Below are 17,951 nucleotides of genomic sequence, written 5' to 3' on the forward strand. Positions count from 1 at the left end.
AATTAAGTTATCTACCTCTACTTTTCTCAAGGAGTGATCAAATGGGACAATATAAGAAGTTCTGGTACCTATTAGTCGCCGTCTTAGTGGGAGCCTTCTCTCTTCTCGGCTACTATGGCTTTGAAATCTATCGTGAAGCTCCGCCAATTCCAAAACAATATGTGACGGAACAAGGCGAACCGGTTATCACACATGACAATATTTTACACGGTCAAACCGCTTGGCAAACCACCGGTGGTATGCAGTTAGGTTCCGTTTGGGGCCATGGCGCATATCAAGCACCGGACTGGACCGCCGACTGGTTACACCGCGAATTAACCAACTGGTTAGATATTGTTGCAAATCAAGAGTATGGTAAAAATTTTGCCGACTTAAATGATGACCAACAAACTATCTTAAAAAGCCGTTTAACCAAAGAATACCGCGGCAGTAAAGTTGACGAAAACGGCACCGTAGTGCTTTCTGCCAACCGTTTAGCGGCAATCGATAAAACAGCGCAATATTATATTTCTTTATATGGTGATGATCCTGCGAGCAAAGCAACGCGTGAACATTTCGCCATGAAAGACAATACCTTGCCGAGCTTAGAAGCCCGTCAAGATTTAGCAAAATTCTTCTTCTGGACAGCATGGACTGCCTCTGCAGAGCGTCCGAATACCCATGCCACTTACACTAACAACTGGCCGCATGAGCCGTTAATCAATAACGTGCCGACACCGGAAAACGTCATTTGGTCCATCGCCAGTATCGTCTTCCTCATTGCCGGTATCGGTTTTGTGGTGTGGATTTGGTCATTTAAACGTCGTGAAGATGAAAAAGACCCGATTTCCCCGGAAGTTGACCCGCTAACCAAATTGCAATTAACGCCATCACAAAAAGCCTTGGGTAAATATTTGTTTACCGTACTTGCGCTTTTCTTCGTACAAGTAAACTTAGGTGCCGTTGTGGCGCACTACACGGTTGAAGGTCAGGAATTCTATGGTTTGGATATTTCCCAATATTTTCCATATTCCTTAGTACGTACCTGGCACATTCAAGCAGCGTTATTCTGGATCGCCATGGCATTCTTGGCCGGTGGTTTATTCCTTGCACCGATTATTAACGGCGGTAAAGATCCGAAATACCAAAAACTTGGCGTAAATGTTCTCTTCTGGGCGTTGGTCGTCTTGGTGGTTGGCTCCTTCACCGGTAGCTATTTGGCCATCGCACACATCATCCCTGAAGAATGGAGCTTCTTGTTCGGTCACCAAGGTTATGAATTCATCGACTTAGGCCGTTTCTGGCAAGCTGTGAAATTCGCAGGTATCTTGTTCTGGTTGGTCTTAATGCTACGCGGCACCGTGAATGCGTTCAAACAACCTGGCGACAAAAACTTACTTGCCTTGTTCTTCGCCTCTGTTATCGCCATCGGCTTATTCTATGGCCCGGCGTTATTCTACGGAGAACACACACACTTATCCGTGATGGAATACTGGCGTTGGTGGGTAGTTCACCTTTGGGTAGAAGGCTTCTTTGAAGTATTCTCCGTGGCGGCACTGTCCTTCATCTTCGTAAGTTTAGGTTTAGTTTCCCGTCGCACAGCGACCGTAGCAACCATCACCGAAGCGGCATTGTTCTTAATCGGCGGTATTCCGGGAACCTTCCACCACTTATACTTCGCCGGTGCGACAACGCCAATTATCGCTGTAGGTGCCTCCTTCTCCGCACTTGAAGTTGTGCCATTAGTTTTACTTGGCCATGAAGCCTGGGAACACTGGGAAATGAAACAAAAAGCACCATGGATGGATCGCTTAAAATGGCCTATCTACTGCTTCGTTGCCGTTGCCTTCTGGAATATGTTAGGTGCGGGTGTGTTTGGTTTCTTAATCAACCCACCGATTTCCCTCTACTATATCCAAGGTTTAAACACCACCGCAGTACATGCCCACGCGGCATTATTCGGGGTATATGGTTTCTTGGCATTAGGTTTCGTATTCTTAATTGCACGTTACTTGCGTCCAAACACACCATTCAACGACAAATTGATGAAATGGGGCTTCTGGTTGCTTAACGGCGGGTTGGTCTTAATGATCGTCTCCAGCCTATTACCAATCGGTATCATTCAAGGTTACGCGAGTATCTCTGAAGGTTTATGGTATGCCCGTAGCGAAGAATTCATGCAACAACCGTTATTCGACACCTTGCGTTGGGTACGTTTAGTCGGTGACGTCGTATTCATCTTTGGTGCGCTTGCATTCTTCTGGCAAATTTTCACCATGGTTTTCTTCAAACCAAAACATATTGCCAATTAAGTAAATTGAGCAAAAAACAAAGCTGCTGATTTTAAATCAACAGCTTTTCATATAAAGAGATACAAAAATAGGGCGGAATTTCCGCCCTATTTTATTTTCTTATTTCAACGTCACCAGCCAACAATTATGAATTTGCTTATTGCGTTCAAAGTCCAACGGCAAGGTTTTGTGAGAAATTTCCACCGCACTTAAACCTAATTCTTCCAACTTAGCAAAATCCATTTTGAAACCGCGTTTGTTGTTAGAGAACACAATGGTGCCGTTCGGGCGCAGAATGCGTTTTAAATTCGTCATTAACTTAATATGATCCCGTTGCACGTCCCAACTGTCTTCCATGCGTTTGGAATTGGAGAATGTCGGCGGATCAACAAAAATCAAATCAAACTGACGGTCGCATTTTTCTAACCATTGTAGGCAATCCGCTTGAATCAGTTTGTGTTGTTTACCTTCAATGTCGTTCAACAACAAATTCTGTTCCGCCCAGTTGAGATAGGTATTTGACATATCCACGGTAGTAGTAGATTTTGCCTTGCCCAACGCTGCATGCACCGTTGCCGAACCGGTGTAAGCAAACAAATTGAGAAAATCCTTGCCTTGCGCCGTTTCGCCGAGCATTTTACGGGTCAGGCGGTGATCCAAAAACAAGCCGGTATCCAAATAATCCGTTAAATTCACCCACAACTTCGCGCCGTATTCGTTCACATAAAAATACTCGCCTTTGTTTGCCAATTTTTCATATTGATTGGTGCCTTTTTGTTTTTGACGCACTTTTAAAATCAACTTATTGGTTTCAATACCGGTCACGATCAACGTAGCATTTACCGCATCCAACAACCGTTGGCGCGCTTTATTTTCATCAATATTTTTCGGCGCGGCATATTCCTGCACCACAATGTGATCAGCATAACGATCCACTGCCAAATTATATTCCGGTAAATCCGCGTCATATAAGCGATAAGCGTCCAGTCCTTGCTGCTTCGCCCATTTCTCAATTTTCTTGATATTTTTTTGCAGGCGATTAGCGAAATCCACCGCGACTTCAGACGTTACCGAAGAAGTGCGGTCAAATTCTACGGTGTTTTCTACCTCACTTTGCTCGGCGCGCTCAGCAATTTGATAATTTTTCTGGACACAATCCAACGGACCGTTTTTCGCTTTAAACTGACGGTGAGAACGTAAACGCAAGCAATCTAATAGACTTGGTTCGCCGCTAAAAATAGATGCATTCCAGCCGGCAAATCGTTGTTTCAAGCGTTGCCCAAACACAGAATATAAGGCAATCAGCGCCGGCGTTGTGCCTAAACGTTCGCCGTACGGCGGATTACAAATCACCGTGCCGGCTACGTTCGGACTTGGATTTTTTATCGCCGCCACATCGCCCTGTTGCCATTGCATCAGATGCGCCACGCCCGCATTTTTGGCGTTTTGTTTGGCTTTTTGCAACACACGATGATCCAAATCGAAGCCATAAAAGTGCGGTGGGTTTTCACGCTGTTTTTCGGCTTCCGCCAAAGCTAAAGCCTCTTCTTTCACCTTTTCCCACGCTACCTGATTATGCCCCTGCCAAAAATCAAAGCCCCAATGCAGACGATATAATTGCGGTGCGATTTGCGCTTCCATTTGTGCGGCTTCAATCAATAGCGTACCCGAACCGCACATCGGATCCACTAACGGCGTGCCTCTTTGCCAACCGGAACGCAGCACAATCGCAGCTGCCAAGGTTTCGCGCAACGGCGCTTTGCCGGTGTCTTCGCGATAACCACGCATATGCAGCGCATCACCACTTAAATCGAGAGAAAGCACCACGTCATCACGATTTAAATACGCATGAATACGAATATCCGGTTGTTCTTTATCCACGTTTGGACGAGCGCGACCATGGCGTTCAAAATAATCCACAATCCCGTCTTTTACACGCATCGCGCCAAATTGGGTATGACGAATTTCTTGGTTCGTACCGTTAAAATCCACGAAAAAATGAACTTTTTCATCAAAATAATCCAACCAATTCACGCCAACCACCGCAGAATATAAATCCAAATCGCTAAAGACTTTGGCTTGCACGATAGGCAATAAAATGCGTGAACTCAAACGACTCCAAAGCAAAGTGCGATACAGGGTTTCGTCATCCGCCCAATAATGCACGCCGCCTTGCGCGACTTTGGCATCCTGCGCGCCTAATTCGGTCAATTCGGATTTTAAAAGCTCTTCAAACCCACGGGCTGTGGTGGCAAAAAGTTGTTTCATAAGGTCTCAATGGTTGGAAAAATTGGCGGGGATTATAGCAGTTTTAAACGCGAAGTGCGTTGAAGTGCGGTGGATTTTACGGATATTTTAGATTCACTCTGAAAACCGACCGCACTTTTTGAATGCGAACGAACTGATCTGCCTGTTCATGGTAATTTATAAGACATTCAGCTTCCGTATAAAAAATGCGCGTTATTCTTAACGCGCATTTTATGTCATTAAAAGTCAATGGTCGCACTCACCGATAAGGTGCGCGGCGCGCCGGAGACTAAATAGCCATAGTTCGGGTAGCCACCGACGGATTCCCAGTATTTTTTGTGGGTAACGTTATCCAAGCGGGCGCGCAAGGTGACCGGTGTATTGCCCAACATCGTGATATAACGGGCACCGACGTCAAGACGGGTCCAGTCTTTCACTTTGAGAGTGTTTTGTGCATCAGCATAGCTTGAACCGGTGTAAGTCACGCGGGATTCAAGGGTTAAGCCGTCAATGGCTTTCACATCATATTCCAATCCCAAATTGCCTTGGAATTTTGGCACGCCGATGGTGTATTTGCCATCGGTCGTTGAGGAACCGGTATCGCGTTGTTTGGCGTGTAAAAAGGTCACGCCACCAAGTAAACGGACATTTTCTGTCACTTGACCATACAGGTTGATTTCCGCACCGTCGTGACGATCTTTACCTTTGGTGGTGTAGAAGTTATTGGCATCTAAATAGCCGCGCGGTTTTTCGGTGCTGAAGAGCGCAAGGCTGGCACCAAAGCCACTTTCTGATTCATATTTCACGCCTACTTCTTTTTGTTTCGCAACATAAGGTTTTAACGTTTCGCCTTGATTGACTGCATTGCTTGGTGCGCTGCCGCCTTGTGAGAGGCTTTCGATATAGTTTCCATACACGGAAACTTCAGGCGTGAAGCGATAAACCACGCCAACACTCGGGCTGATTCTTGCTTCTTTGTAGCTTGCCGATTGTGTACCTGTGTTATAGGCAAAATCTTTGGAAGAAAGCTGTTGCCAGCGGGCACCTAAAGTTACTTGTAAGGTTTTATCTAGGAAAGACAACGTATCACCCAATGCCACACTGGTGAGTACTACGCGATTGGTTACCGCAGGGGAATCTAAGTCATTGCCTTTCAGCGCATTCGCTGAATAGGCAATACCATTGATGTAACGCGGAGAATAAAGGTCAGTGGCGAAGGTATTTTGCCAATCCATCACATAAGCATTTTTGCGTTTTTCTTGGTAGCGGTTTGCGCTTAATACCACTTCATGACCGATTGCGCCTGTTTCAAACACCCCTTTCAAGCCGACTTCGCCTGTGTGAATAATATTACGGCGAGCGTTATCAAAACGGTATTGCGTACCATCACCGTTATTATTACGCACCGTTAAATTCGCTAATACGTTGGACTCTTTGCCGTCACGGAAGCCGTACGCCGCATAACCGGTAAGGTTTGGTAGGAAATCATATTCCGCGCGCAAGGTGCCGAATACGTCACGTTCTTCTGAATACGTCCAACGTTGTCCCCAGTTGCTGGTCGCCTTCGGTGCGGCAGGTACTTCTGTTACACCGCTTAATGTGACACTTGGGCGTGGACTGCTTAAATAGTTTTTCTGATAGCCTAAATCGGCAGAAACACGGGCGCTTTCACCTTTCCAGTCAAGCCCCAGGTGGAACACCGTATTGCGGGCATGATCGTTATCAATGGCACTTTCCCCTTCGGTATGCGCCGCATTTAAACGCACACCGAATTCTTTGTTATCCCCAAAACGACGGGAAACATCCGCCCCAATATTGGTGCGTTCTTCGCTGGAAATCCCGATATTAAAACGGTTGAGATCTTCCATCGATGCACGTTTAGGCATTAAGGCGATGGTTCCTCCAATGGAACCACCGCCCGGTGCTACGCCATTTAAGAATGCCGATGCGCCGCGTTGCACTTCCACCCGTTCAAACATTTCTGAGGCGATATATTGGCGAGGCAGTAAGCCGAACAAACCATTGTAAAGAATATCGTCAGAATTCGTGATAAAGCCACGCATAAAATAGCTTTCCTGGAAATTCCCGAAGCCGCGAGCCACACGCACATTCGGATCGTTTTTTAACACATCCGCCACGCTGCGTGCTTGTTTATCCTGAATGAATTTGTTGGTATAGCCGGTGGTGGCAAACGGATTTTCTAGATTAGTTTTATTACCCAGAATCCCTGCACGACTGCCAGCAGCCACCTGACCGCCCGCAAATTCTTTTGTAAGACCGCTTTGAGAAGCATCGGAACTCACTTCAATCACGTCTAATTCTTCCACTTTTTGCTCTTCCGCATATGCAGAATTCATCGCAAAAACGACCGCACTTGCCAGTGCGCTATATACAAAGGTTTTCTTCATGTTATTTTCCTATATGTAACTTTCTGGTGAAAGTTGAGGTTAGTAAATTCGTTACACTTTTCGCATCATCGCTAAAAAATACGTCCCGCCCACTAAGGTCGCCACTAAGCCCGCAGGGATTTCATAAGGGAACAGAATTTGTCGTCCGATCCAATCGGCAATCAGCATAATGGTGCTGCCGAGCAGTGCCGAAATCAGTAATTGTTGCCGTGCTTTATGTACGCCTAAAAAGTGGGTTAAATGCGGTACGAGCAAGCCGATAAAGCTCAACGGACCAATAATTAAGGTGGCAAGTGCGGTTAAAATCGCACTGAAAATAATCAGAATCCAGCGTGTTTGTTGAATGTTCAAGCCTAACGCTTGTGCCATTGGGGCTTGCAGTCGAAGTAAATCCAGCCAGCGGCTGAACAGCAAGCTCGCTGCAAGTAATGCAAACGCCAAAAGCGTAAATGGAATCGCAAGGGCAGAATCCAAACTTTGGGTTGAACCTGATGTCCAGCTGATGAGCTGATTGGCACGCGGATCGCCGCTGGCAATGGCTATGCGTTGTAGCGTGTCAAATAGGGCAGAAAGGGAAATCCCCGTGAGTAACACTTTTTCGGGCAACATACCATTGCGTTGGTTGATCGCCGCCAGAATCATCAGGGCTATAAAGGCACCGCAGATACCGGCAAGCCAAAACCAAATGGGTTCTTGTGCCGAGAACACAAACAGCAGCACCAAAATCCCCATACTCGCGCCCGAAGAAACGCCGAGCAATTCCGGGCTTGCCATTGGGTTGAGGGTGAGGCGTTGCAATAACACACCTGCCACCGCAAGCAAAATGCCTGCGCAAATGGCAATCAACATACGAGGATAGCGCAGTTCTAAAATCTCCAGGCTGAAATCATTATCAGGCAGCAACACTTCCCAGCTTTGGTAAAACGCCCCTCTACCCACGCAAAGCGCGAGAACAAAACTGACGGCAAAGAAAGCGATAATCAGCCATGACAAGTGCGGTCGATATTGGCGAACATTTTGCAACGTTGCGCCTGTTAAACGTCCGCTCTGCGGTAGCGCGCGGAACATTAACCAAAGCAGTAACGGGGTGCCAAGTAGGGCAGTGACCGCGCCCGTCGGCAAGCTCACTTGATAATAAAGGGTGATGAGTTGCAAAATTAAATCGGTAATTGCCAACAATAATGCACCGAGAAATAGCGAGGCAATCAGTTGCCACGTTAAAGTACGCACGCCCAGTTGACGGACGATGGTCGCCGCCGCTAAACCAATAAAGCCAATCATTCCCACGGCACTGACCACTGAGGCAATCAAATAAGCACTCACCACCACGCCCACAAAACGCAGTTTGCCTACAGGCGCGCCCAAACTTTTCGCGTTGCTGTCATTTAACGTGAGAATGGTAAGCGGTCGACGCAATAAAAAAATAATGGAAAAACAGACCGCACTTTGCAACGCCAGCAGTTGGTTATCGCGCCAGCTTTCTTGCACGAGAGAGCCTGCCCCCCATTGCGCCAAGCCGCGCGATTCTTCTGGGTAGAACAACATCATCATACCCGTGAAAGCGCCGAAATAGAGGTTCACCACCAGCCCAGCCAAAATCAGCAACAAGGGCGACATCGTCTTACGCATTGCGAGCGTGATAACCAGCAACAAGCTCAAAGCCGCACCAATCAGCGCAACGGCACTTGCGCCATATTCCAACAGTTGAGGAGCAAAAATGGCGACTAAAAACAGGCTGAACTGTGCGCCGCTGTTAATGCCAAGAGTGCTGTCGGAAGCCAACGGATTGCCCATTACTTGTTGCAATAATAGACTGGCAAAGGCAAGCGTTCCGCCTGCCAATAACGCAATGCAAATGCGTGGTAAGGTGTAGCTTTGAAGCAATAACAGATCGAGGTTGTCGGTTTGTTGGAATAATTCAAGCAGCGAATGGTTCTCAGGTAGTTGTGCCGTCAATAATGCGCCGCAAAGCACGAAAAATAGCCCACCTAAAAGCACAAATAATAACAAGGCTCGATTTACCATGCTTCACCTCCGTGCAATAACCCGTTAGCAAAAATATTCGCAAAACGTTGTGCCGAAGGAATGGCGCCGAACGTCCATACTGCAGGTAGAATTAACGGTTCTTTAGCGAGGGAAAGATGTTGCCATAAGGTATTGTGCGTGAGGGCGGCGGCAATATTGTGCGGATAAGGTTTAATCACCACAAAACGGGTATTTTTCGGCAATTTCGCCAGCTCGGTAATTTCAATATTTTGGAAACCCCAATAATTCACCTCAGGCAAATAGGCGTTTTTAAAGCCGAGCTGATGAATTACCGCACCCAGTAAGCTGTTTTCGCCGTAAATGCGCAGATGGCGCGTGTCAATAAACTGCACCAAGGCGACAGGGCGGTCGGTAAAAGATGCAACAAGCGGTCGAAAATAGGCAATGTCTTGTGAATAGTTCGCCAGCAATTTTTGCACGGCTTCGGGTTTGTCAATAATGCGCCCGATTTCTTGCGTGGCGGCAACCACATTTTCCCATGCATTGCCCGCCTTGTAGAATTCGACGTTATACACGTTGCTATAAGGTGCTAATTTATCATTCAGCGCAGCATAAAATGAGCTGTGAATGAAACTCAGCGGTTGTGCATTGACGAAATGAGGAAGCGCGGCGATGCGTTCCATATTCGGCTGCAAACGAATGCCCAAATCTAGCGTGTTTTCAGGCAGTTGAGGCGCCATCACCCAAGTTTGATAGCTTTTCACATCACCCACGGCAAGAGGCGGCTGCCCAAGAGCAATTAAGGTTTCAGCAACCGACCAATCTACCGTGGCGTAGCCTGCTTGCGGTTCACCAGCCCCGCTTTTTAGGCTGAAAAGTGCGGTCAAAATCAGCAGTAAATTTTTAGGAAAACGTCGCATATTAATAAAAACTCACAGGGCGATGGGTTTCCGGGTGGTCAATCACGTTTAACGTGATGCCATAAATTTGCCGCAATGACGGTGTGTTTACGATATCAAAGGCATTGCCTTGCGCCAACAATTTTCCGCTGTGCAACGCCACTAAATGATCGCAAAAACGGGCGGCAAGATTGATGTCGTGAATCACGATAATCACGCCGAGGTTTAACTCTCGACTCAGTTGATGAACCAGCTGCATTACTTCCACCTGATGGGCAATATCCAATGCTGCCAAAGGCTCATCAAGCAATAAAAATTGGCTTTCTTGCGCCAATAACATCGCCAACCAAATACGCGAACGCTCACCACCCGAAAGGGTATCCACCAGCTGTTCGGCAAATTTTTCCGTATGAGTCAGCTTTAACGCACGCGCAATGGCTTGCTTGTCCGCTTCGGTTTCACGCCCAAACAAGCCATTCCACGCATAACGCCCCATGGCAATCAGCTCTTTTGCGGTCATATTGGTGGCTTGTGGCAAATGTTGCGGTAAATAGGCGACACGCTTGGCAAATTCGCGGCTCTGCCAATCTTGAATAGAACGGCTATCTAACAGAATATCGCCACCGGAAATGGGCTGCTGACGCGCCATCAGTTTAATTAACGTGGATTTACCCGAGCCGTTATGCCCGATTAAACCGTAAACCAGACCGTTTTCAAAAGAGAGGGAAAGGGAGTGCAGCAACGTGCGTTGAGGAATAGAAAATGAAACTTGTTGAAGCTGAAACATGAATAATCCGAAATATCTAACAAAAACAGCGCCCATTCTATATGATAATCGTTATCATTTCAATTTTAAATTAAGCGCTGAATATCCACTTAGGGATACAATCATAAAAATTTTTCTTGAAATCGCATCATACGTCCCCACCTGTTAAACGTCAGATGAAAAACTAACCATAGAAGAAAATATTATGACTACCGAAAACATCAACTACCCAGTATTAACCTTAACCGAAGTGAACCGTTCATTAAGTGCGGATACGCATAAAAACGCAGATTACACCGTGCCGGGCGTGGAAGTGAAAATCGGGCATTCCATTGCCGATGCGTTACAAAGCCGTTTACAAGGCTTAAACGAGTTAGCCCTGATTTTAAAACACGCTCATTGGAACGTGGTTGGTCCGCAATTTATCGCCGTGCATGAAATGTTGGATAGCCAAACCGATGAAGTACGTGATTTCGTGGATGAAATTGCAGAACGTATCGCCACGCTTGGCGTCTCACCAAACGGTTTGCCGGGCAATTTAGTGGCGCATCGCCAAACCCCGGAATATCCGCTTGGTCGTGCGACAGCACAAGATCATTTACGCTTAATCGATAAATATTACACTCACAACATCGAATCTCATCGTTTCGTGTTGGAACACTTCGGCGAATTGGATCCGATTACCGAAGATTTGTTAGTAGCACAAACCCGCGCAATCGAAAAATTGCAATGGTTCTTGCGCGCCCATTTAGATAATGGTTCAGGTAATATTTAATTAAAATAAAATGAAGCAAACCCGACGTGAGTCGGGTTTTATTTTTTTCCTTTATTCACGAAAAGTCAGTTTAATTTCATATGACATCTTAAATTAAACTGACTTTTGTCTATTCCAACACAAAAGCGCGGTGTTTTTTCTAAAGGTTTTTTCCTTCCCTTTCTAACAAATACGCCTTCAATCCCCGTTCCCGCAAAACGCAGCTCGGGCATTCGCCGCAACCGCCTTCTACGCCGTTGTAGCAGGTGTGCGTATGTTGGCGGATGTAGTCGAATGCACCGAGTTGATCCGCCAGTGCCCAAGTGTCTTTTTTATCCAGCCACATGAGCGGTGTGCGAATGTCAAAGGGGTAATCCATGGCGAGATTTAAGGTGACGTTCATGGATTTGACAAACACATCGCGGCAATCGGGATAATCGCTGAAATCCGTTTGGCATACGCCGGTGTAAATCACCCGAATGCCTTGGCTTTTGGCGTAAATGACAGCGTAAAGCAGAAATAAGGCGTTACGCCAATCCACAAAAGTGTTCGGCAATTCGTCGTCTTTTTGGCTGATTTGCGCATTGGGATCCATTAAGGCGTTGTGGGTAATGCCTTTGATGACGCTGGTGTCAAGCACCGTTTGTTTGACCTTTAAATCCTGCACAATCCAGCGGGCTTTTTACAGTTCAATGGCGTGACGTTGACCATATTGGAAAGTGATGACTTCAACGTTTTCCGCGCCGAATTCTTGAATAGCGAGAAATAAACAAGTGGTAGAATCCTGCCCGCCGGAGAAAATCACGAGGGCTTTTTGAGGTTGATTTGACATAGTGAGTCCTTAGTTTTTTTATGTGGGAGGGTTGCAAACCACAGATGAAAAGTGCGGTGGATTCTCACAAAAAATAAAGGGGATAAAAAATCCCCTTTAAAAAATGACCTCGCTTTTCAACAATCAATAACCTTCAACCTGCATATTCGGTAAAAAGGATGCCTGTTGAATACGTTTTACACGGGTTTCAATATGCCCATCCGCGTACAAATCAATTTCGCGCCAACCAGGCTGCACAACATCCAGTGCAAAAGTGTTGCTGTCCGCTTTAAATTGAATACAGGTGGAAGGCGTTGCCATCACTTGATAACCAAGCCATTCACTATCCACTTGTTGGTGAATGTGTCCGTATAGTAAGGCTTTGACATTCTTAAATGGCGCTAATACTTCCGCCAATTCATTGGCATTACGTAAGTTATGTTGATCCAACCAAGCAGAACCGGTGGAAAGAAGATGATGATGCAATACGACCAAAGAATAGCGTTCAGGATATTCCTGTAATTTTAGCTTTAACCAATCCAGCTCTTCCGCTTCTAATTGCCCGTGTGGCACGCCTTGCACTTGGCTATCCAAAAGCAAAATTTGCCACTTATCCCCTAACAAAATATGCTTTTTCGCACTCACGCTATCTTCTTTTAGGATTTCAAACATTTTCGGCTGAAAATCATGATTTCCGGGGATCCAAAAGACCATTTTGTTGTTCAGCGCTTTCACGTCTTGACGAAAACGCAAGTAGCCCTCATCACTATTATCCTGTACTAAATCGCCTGTTGCTAACACAAGATCATAGTCGTATTGCTGTTGTTGAATTTCACTTAAAACTTGGGAAAAACTTGCTTGCGTATTGATACCCAACAATTCACCGTTGATGTCTTTAAAAAGATGCGGATCCGTAATTTGAACGATACGGAACACGTCTTGTTGGGTGTTATATTGATAGGTATTTAACAAAGTAAACTCCTACTACTTAATATTAAACTTAGTCTAAATTACCTATGTCGTCAGATAATAAAATGCTTACAGCCATTGCTCTTTCAATTTTCGGTAATTTAACTCTAGCCATTGTAATCCGATTACCGCAATGCCATTATCAATCTTACCCTCACAAAGCCATTGATATGCTGTTTCCCTACTCACGACATGAACACGAATATCTTCATTCTCTTCTGCTAAACCGTGTAATCCGCCGACTATGGTGCTATCCACTTTACCGACAAAAACGTGAATACGCTCAAGCACGCCACCGGGGCTATCCCATACGCTCAAACAATGTTGCATATGAGAAATCTTCGCGCCGGCTTCTTCTTCACTTTCCCGTAACGCCACAGATTCCGGGGTTTCACCTTCCTCCACCATGCCGGCAATAAGTTCTAAAAGCCAAGGTGATTGAGTTGATGTCGGATCATAAGCACCGATACGCACCTGCTCCACCAACACCACGTTATCTAACACGGGGTCGTAAGCAACCATAGCAGAGGCAGCTCCTTTGATGAGCAGTTCACGGGTCACCGTGCCGCTCCAACCGCCGGCAAAAAGTTTATGTTTGAATTGAACTTTATTTAGCTTAAAAAAACCTTGATAAATCGTTTCATTCTTCAAAATTTCAATATCTTTTTGAGTAAACTGCTGAAACTGATACATCTTTATCTCCCTAAATTACAGCTAGCGAGTAGGATACTTTCATTCAGTGCAAAAAAAAATGTAATTCTTTGTAAAATTTCCGGATTTTTGAAGTAGCTCACAAAAGTCTAAGAGAAGAAAAGAGATGTGATAGAAATGTAACAACACATAAATCAAAAAAAGTGCGGTGTGTTTTTAACGTATTTTTCACTGCTGAAAAGTTCACTAAAAACACACCGCACTTTTTAATCAATCTATACAAAATACTGTTCAAAAATTTGAGGAAAATGCTGCTGTAATGTAGCCTTGCCAGCAATTTCTTCTTTTTCCCATGCCTGTAGCAACACCTCCGCGGAAAAAAGTTGTTTTGCTTTCTCCGCCAATGGCATGTAACTAATGTGCCAAGGCTCTCTCCCGATTTTTTTCTCTGCCGGCATTTGCATAAAAGGCAAACTAAAATCAAAGTGCGGTAGGTTTTCGGTGAGAAATTCACTCAGTTCAAAGAAATAACCGCCTTTTTCATATTCCCAAGGCTCAAGCTGTAAGGATTGACCTTGAGGCAAAAGGTCTGGATCGAAAATGTCAATTTCCGTGCCCCAATGGTGACGACTCGCCCCCGGTAGCGCTGACCAGCGTAAAATCGCTTGCGCCTTTTGCCAATCATCCAAGTTGGTCAAATCTAACGCATTGCCTGCATCATCATGCACTTTACGCTCACCACTGAATTTACCGTTCCAAATAAGTTGTTGGCGCGCAAAATCACGAAAGCTGCTGGCGGGTTGTAAATTAAAGCCATGTTTGACCGCACTTTGTTGCAGCCCTTGAAAGGCGTTCATTGCCTGCGCCTGCAAAAAATGATGAGGCGAATGAGGTGTTGGCAAATTCACCAAATGTTCCCGCGATTTTCCGGTCAACATGTCAGGGGTTAGTTTCATCTTATTTGCCCAATAAATTGACTAACATTTGATGATAAATCTGACCGCACTTGGCAAGATCATCTACGCTCACGCACTCATTGACTTTATGAATGGTCGCGTTAAGCGGCCCAAATTCCACCACTTCTGCGCCCATCAACGCAATAAAGCGCCCATCAGAGGTGCCACCACCGGTTTCCGCTTGTGGCGTAATGCCCATGGTTTGCTCGATAGCGGCAGTTAGCGCATCTAATAATTTACCCGGTTTGGTTAAAAACGGTTTGCCGGAAAGATTCCACTCAATGCGGTATTTCAATCCATGTTTTTCCAGCATTTCAGCGACTTTTTGCTTGATGATTTCATCGGTAACTTCCGTGCAATAACGCAAATTAAATTGCACGTAAAGCTCGCCCGGAATCACGTTATTGCTGCCCGTACCGGCATGAATATTGGCGATTTGCAAACTGGTCGGTGGGAAAAATTCATTGCCGTTGTCCCACTGATAGGTTGTTAGCTCTTGTAGGAAGGGAGCCGCTTTGTGAATCGGATTTTCTGCTAAATGTGGATATGCCACATGGCCTTGAACGCCTTGAATATAGAGGTTGCCTGTAATCGAACCGCGACGACCATTTTTGACCACATCGCCCAAGGTTTTCGAACTGGACGGCTCGCCCACCATGCAATACGTGATTTTCTCACCGCGCGCCATTAAGGTTTCTACCACACGTACCGTGCCATCTTTTGCTGCAGCTTCCTCATCGGAGGTAATCAATAAGGCAATAGTACCGTCGTGGTTGGGATTCGCTTTCACATATTCTTCCGCCGCCACGATCATCGCGGCTAATGAGCCTTTCATATCAGCAGCGCCACGTCCATAAAGCATATTATCTACAATTTCTGCAGAAAACGGCGGATGCGCCCACTGGCTTTCATCCCCTGTCGGCACCACATCCGTATGCCCGGCAAAGACAATCACAGGCTCACCAGAACCATGCTTTGCCCACAAGTTTAAGGTATCGTTAAAAGGCATCCATTCAATGTGGAAACCTAATTTTTCTAAACGTTCGGCAATCAGTTGCTGACAACCTTCGTCATTCGGGCTGATCGAGGGACGGCGGATAAGCGATTGAGATAATTGAATAATATGGTGTTTCATAGCATTGAGGAAATTGGCAGAATAAGTAAAAGTGCAGTGTAATTTAACAAAATTTCTTTTTTATTTAAATCTTATTGAACAAAAAATGGATAGCTAAGCTATCCATTTTTTATTTTCTCGACATCAAAATTGAACTTGTAGCCGCATCCAATATTGACGGCCCGGTTCATTCACCCGTGTGGTTTGCACTCCGGCAGAAGGATCGGCGCCTTTGCTGACGAATTCGGCATAGGATTTATCAAAGAGATTATCAATACCGCCCTGTAAGATCACATATTTGTTAATCTTCCACCCTGCGTTTAAGGACAATGTACCAAATCCCGCTGATGGACCAATATCTTGCCCGACAATATTACCTTGCCCTTCAGCATAACGTTTTTGGGCGGAAACCAAACGCCATAAAAGACCTGCGCTCAAGGTGTCGTTATCCCAAGTTAATGAGTTTTTCCATTCTAACGGAGGCGTTTGAGCCAGCGGGCGATCATCGGTACGGTTTTTACCGTAAGTATAAGCAAGGCTACTACCGATTTCCCAGTGTTCGGCAAATTTCCATTTACCTTCAACCTCACCGCCTAAACGGGTCGCTTTCACATTGCGGGCTGTCACATTATTATTTATGCGTTCTAACATAATAAAATTATGTACATCACTGCCAAAAAGCGAGACGGAAAGATCAAAAGCATCATTTTTCCAAATCAGTCCCGTATCAATTTGACGGTTCTGTTCTTTATTCAACACTTGGCTTACTCGGCGCTCCCAATAATCCGGCGCACGCTCGGCAACGCCAAGACCGGCATAATATTTAATGCCATTGATTTCTTCTTCCCAACGGAAGAAACCCGCGTGTAAATCATAGGTGCGTTTTTTATGCGGATGATTTGCCATTAAGGTGTCATATTCCGCCTTCACTTCATCATAACGATAACCTGCTATGAACTTACGGCTATCATTAACCGTCCATGCCCCTTCTGCAAATCCGCCCCATTGGGTGAAGTTTTGTTGCGGCTGATAAGGTTTATGTGTATAACCTTCCCCCTTCATTTCCATGCGAGCAAGGTGTTTGTCGCGCATATAATCTATTCCGGTCTGCAAATTAATATCCGACCAATCAAAGGTCGCTTTTAAGTGTCCGGTATCTGTTTCACGTTTTGGATTCATTGCTTTTTTGACTTGGCTTCCCATCATGCGCAAATAGCGCAAGCTATAAGTATCCATCACATGATCGATCTTGCTTTGACCGTAGCGCAACTCAAGCTCAGTAAACCATGGCGCAATATTACGTTGCACAAAACGCACATTCCATGCATCGCGGTCAAATTTACTGCCGTCCATCATACGATCCGCATAAGCCGCTTCACCTCGGCTACGCTCATAGGTTCCTGTCAGCAATGTATTTTCTGTCGGAGTAAGGCCAAGTTGTAGCATTTGGTTACGACGTTCAAAGGAAGAATGAATGCGATTACCGTCACCATCTTTGTAATTGCCGGCTTCATTATGTGACACACTGGTACGTAAATAACCGTATTTACCACCGGCCATCGCATCAAAATAAGCATCATGACGCTTATTTCCGCCAAGGGTTAGGCTGCCGTTTAAATAAGTGTTTTGCGTATCAAATTCAGGTTCTTTCCGCACAAAACGCACCGCGCCTGCAACCAACCCCGTCCCTTGTGTCACCGTTTGTGGTCCTTTAGTCACCACCACTTCATCATAAGCTGATGGGAAAATATAGGCGGTTGGTGGATCCATTCGGTTGCTACAACCGCCATGAATAAATTGATCATCCGCCTGAATACTCAAACGGGAGCCACCCAATCCACGAAATAAAGGATCACCTGAACTCCCGCCTTTACGAATCACACTCATATTTGCAACAGATTGCAATAAATCCGCACCATCACCGGCCGGCAAAGGTTGAAGCGTCGTTTTAGGGTTAAGTTTTACCGTATTCGCACTCTTTTGCGACACACCGGTCACAACAATCGGGGCAAGTGAGGTGGTAGATTGAGGCTCTTCCGCAAACGCATTAGATAAAAAGAACGGAAGAGGAAGAAGGGCAAAATAAGATTTGTTATTCATAAGCAATCCTTTGTTTCTTT

At 45.6% G+C, this 17,951-nt stretch carries 12 protein-coding genes, 1 pseudogene and 1 riboswitch; of the genes and pseudogenes, 2 read left to right on the forward strand and 11 right to left on the reverse strand.

The window, feature by feature from the left end; translation table 11 throughout:
* Positions 1-41: 41 nt before the first annotated feature.
* On the forward strand, positions 42-2,291 hold the full coding sequence (locus LQ983_RS02580; protein ID WP_230621528.1) for a nitric-oxide reductase large subunit: 2,250 nt from the start codon (positions 42-44) through the stop codon (positions 2,289-2,291).
* A 99-nt stretch (positions 2,292-2,390) separates the two neighbouring features.
* Here LQ983_RS02580 and rlmKL read toward each other — a convergent pair whose 3' ends face one another.
* The 5 genes from rlmKL to LQ983_RS02605 all read right to left on the reverse strand — a co-directional run bounded on the left by rlmKL (position 2,391) and on the right by LQ983_RS02605 (position 10,597).
* Positions 2,391-4,538, reverse strand: coding sequence for a bifunctional 23S rRNA (guanine(2069)-N(7))-methyltransferase RlmK/23S rRNA (guanine(2445)-N(2))-methyltransferase RlmL (rlmKL, locus tag LQ983_RS02585; protein ID WP_230621529.1), 2,148 nt, complete (start codon positions 4,536-4,538; stop codon positions 2,391-2,393).
* A 218-nt stretch (positions 4,539-4,756) separates the two neighbouring features.
* A complete protein-coding gene (locus LQ983_RS02590; RefSeq protein WP_230621530.1) occupies positions 4,757-6,925 on the reverse strand; it encodes a TonB-dependent siderophore receptor in 2,169 nt (722 codons plus the stop codon).
* Between the two features lie 51 nt (positions 6,926-6,976).
* Positions 6,977-8,950: a Fe(3+)-hydroxamate ABC transporter permease FhuB gene (fhuB, locus tag LQ983_RS02595; protein ID WP_230621531.1), complete on the reverse strand. Its 1,974-nt coding sequence runs from the start codon at positions 8,948-8,950 to the stop codon at positions 6,977-6,979.
* The gene (locus tag LQ983_RS02600; RefSeq protein ID WP_230621532.1) at positions 8,944-9,831 is read right to left on the reverse strand and encodes an iron-siderophore ABC transporter substrate-binding protein; all 888 of its coding nucleotides are present in this window, start codon (positions 9,829-9,831) and stop codon (positions 8,944-8,946) included. Before LQ983_RS02600 ends, fhuB begins: the two co-directional genes overlap by 7 nt.
* Before the next feature lies 1 nt (position 9,832).
* Positions 9,833-10,597, reverse strand: a complete 765-nt coding sequence (locus LQ983_RS02605) for an ABC transporter ATP-binding protein (protein WP_230621533.1) — start codon at positions 10,595-10,597, stop codon at positions 9,833-9,835.
* Positions 10,598-10,781: 184 nt separating this feature from the next.
* On the opposite strand from LQ983_RS02605, the gene LQ983_RS02610 reads away from it, so the two are divergent.
* Positions 10,782-11,351, forward strand: coding sequence for a Dps family protein (locus LQ983_RS02610; RefSeq protein ID WP_230621534.1), 570 nt, complete (start codon positions 10,782-10,784; stop codon positions 11,349-11,351).
* Between the two features lie 139 nt (positions 11,352-11,490).
* On the opposite strand, the pseudogene queC reads toward LQ983_RS02610, so the two are convergent.
* The 6 genes and pseudogenes from queC to LQ983_RS02640 all read right to left on the reverse strand — a co-directional run bounded on the left by queC (position 11,491) and on the right by LQ983_RS02640 (position 17,931).
* Positions 11,491-12,162, reverse strand: a pseudogene (gene queC / locus LQ983_RS02615) (7-cyano-7-deazaguanine synthase QueC).
* A 3-nt stretch (positions 12,163-12,165) separates the two neighbouring features.
* Positions 12,166-12,210, reverse strand: a riboswitch (PreQ1 riboswitch).
* A 75-nt stretch (positions 12,211-12,285) separates the two neighbouring features.
* On the reverse strand, positions 12,286-13,113 hold the full coding sequence (cpdA, locus tag LQ983_RS02620; protein ID WP_230621535.1) for a 3',5'-cyclic-AMP phosphodiesterase: 828 nt from the start codon (positions 13,111-13,113) through the stop codon (positions 12,286-12,288).
* Between the two features lie 66 nt (positions 13,114-13,179).
* Positions 13,180-13,803 (reverse strand): ADP-ribose diphosphatase, encoded by a 624-nt coding sequence (nudF, locus tag LQ983_RS02625; protein ID WP_230621536.1) that lies wholly within the window; start codon positions 13,801-13,803, stop codon positions 13,180-13,182.
* Between the two features lie 233 nt (positions 13,804-14,036).
* Entirely contained in the window at positions 14,037-14,717 is a 681-nt protein-coding gene (locus LQ983_RS02630; RefSeq protein WP_230621537.1) for a M15 family metallopeptidase, read from the reverse strand.
* A 1-nt stretch (position 14,718) separates the two neighbouring features.
* Positions 14,719-15,852: a succinyl-diaminopimelate desuccinylase gene (dapE, locus tag LQ983_RS02635; protein WP_230621538.1), complete on the reverse strand. Its 1,134-nt coding sequence runs from the start codon at positions 15,850-15,852 to the stop codon at positions 14,719-14,721.
* A gap of 123 nt (positions 15,853-15,975) precedes the next feature.
* Positions 15,976-17,931, reverse strand: a complete 1,956-nt coding sequence (locus tag LQ983_RS02640; RefSeq protein WP_230621539.1) for a TonB-dependent copper receptor — start codon at positions 17,929-17,931, stop codon at positions 15,976-15,978.
* Positions 17,932-17,951 lie beyond the last annotated feature (20 nt).

It is taken from the genome of Aggregatibacter sp. Marseille-P9115, assembly GCF_920939465.1.
In the GTDB taxonomy this organism is placed as follows: Bacteria; Pseudomonadota; Gammaproteobacteria; order Enterobacterales; family Pasteurellaceae; genus Aggregatibacter; species Aggregatibacter segnis_B.

Bases quoted from the DNA above. Each gene is read 5' to 3' on its own strand.
- LQ983_RS02640 (WP_230621539.1), bottom strand. From the start codon at position 17,931: ATGAATAACAAATCTTATTTTGCCCTTCTTCCTCTTCCGTTCTTTTTA.
- LQ983_RS02590 (WP_230621530.1), bottom strand. From the start codon at position 6,925: ATGAAGAAAACCTTTGTATATAGCGCACTGGCAAGTGCGGTCGTTTTT.
- dapE (WP_230621538.1), bottom strand. From the start codon at position 15,852: ATGAAACACCATATTATTCAATTATCTCAATCGCTTATCCGCCGTCCC.
- LQ983_RS02580 (WP_230621528.1), top strand. From the start codon at position 42: ATGGGACAATATAAGAAGTTCTGGTACCTATTAGTCGCCGTCTTAGTG.
- LQ983_RS02605 (WP_230621533.1), bottom strand. From the start codon at position 10,597: ATGTTTCAGCTTCAACAAGTTTCATTTTCTATTCCTCAACGCACGTTG.
- fhuB (WP_230621531.1), bottom strand. From the start codon at position 8,950: ATGGTAAATCGAGCCTTGTTATTATTTGTGCTTTTAGGTGGGCTATTT.
- nudF (WP_230621536.1), bottom strand. From the start codon at position 13,803: ATGTATCAGTTTCAGCAGTTTACTCAAAAAGATATTGAAATTTTGAAG.
- rlmKL (WP_230621529.1), bottom strand. From the start codon at position 4,538: ATGAAACAACTTTTTGCCACCACAGCCCGTGGGTTTGAAGAGCTTTTA.
- LQ983_RS02600 (WP_230621532.1), bottom strand. From the start codon at position 9,831: ATGCGACGTTTTCCTAAAAATTTACTGCTGATTTTGACCGCACTTTTC.
- LQ983_RS02630 (WP_230621537.1), bottom strand. From the start codon at position 14,717: ATGAAACTAACCCCTGACATGTTGACCGGAAAATCGCGGGAACATTTG.
- LQ983_RS02610 (WP_230621534.1), top strand. From the start codon at position 10,782: ATGACTACCGAAAACATCAACTACCCAGTATTAACCTTAACCGAAGTG.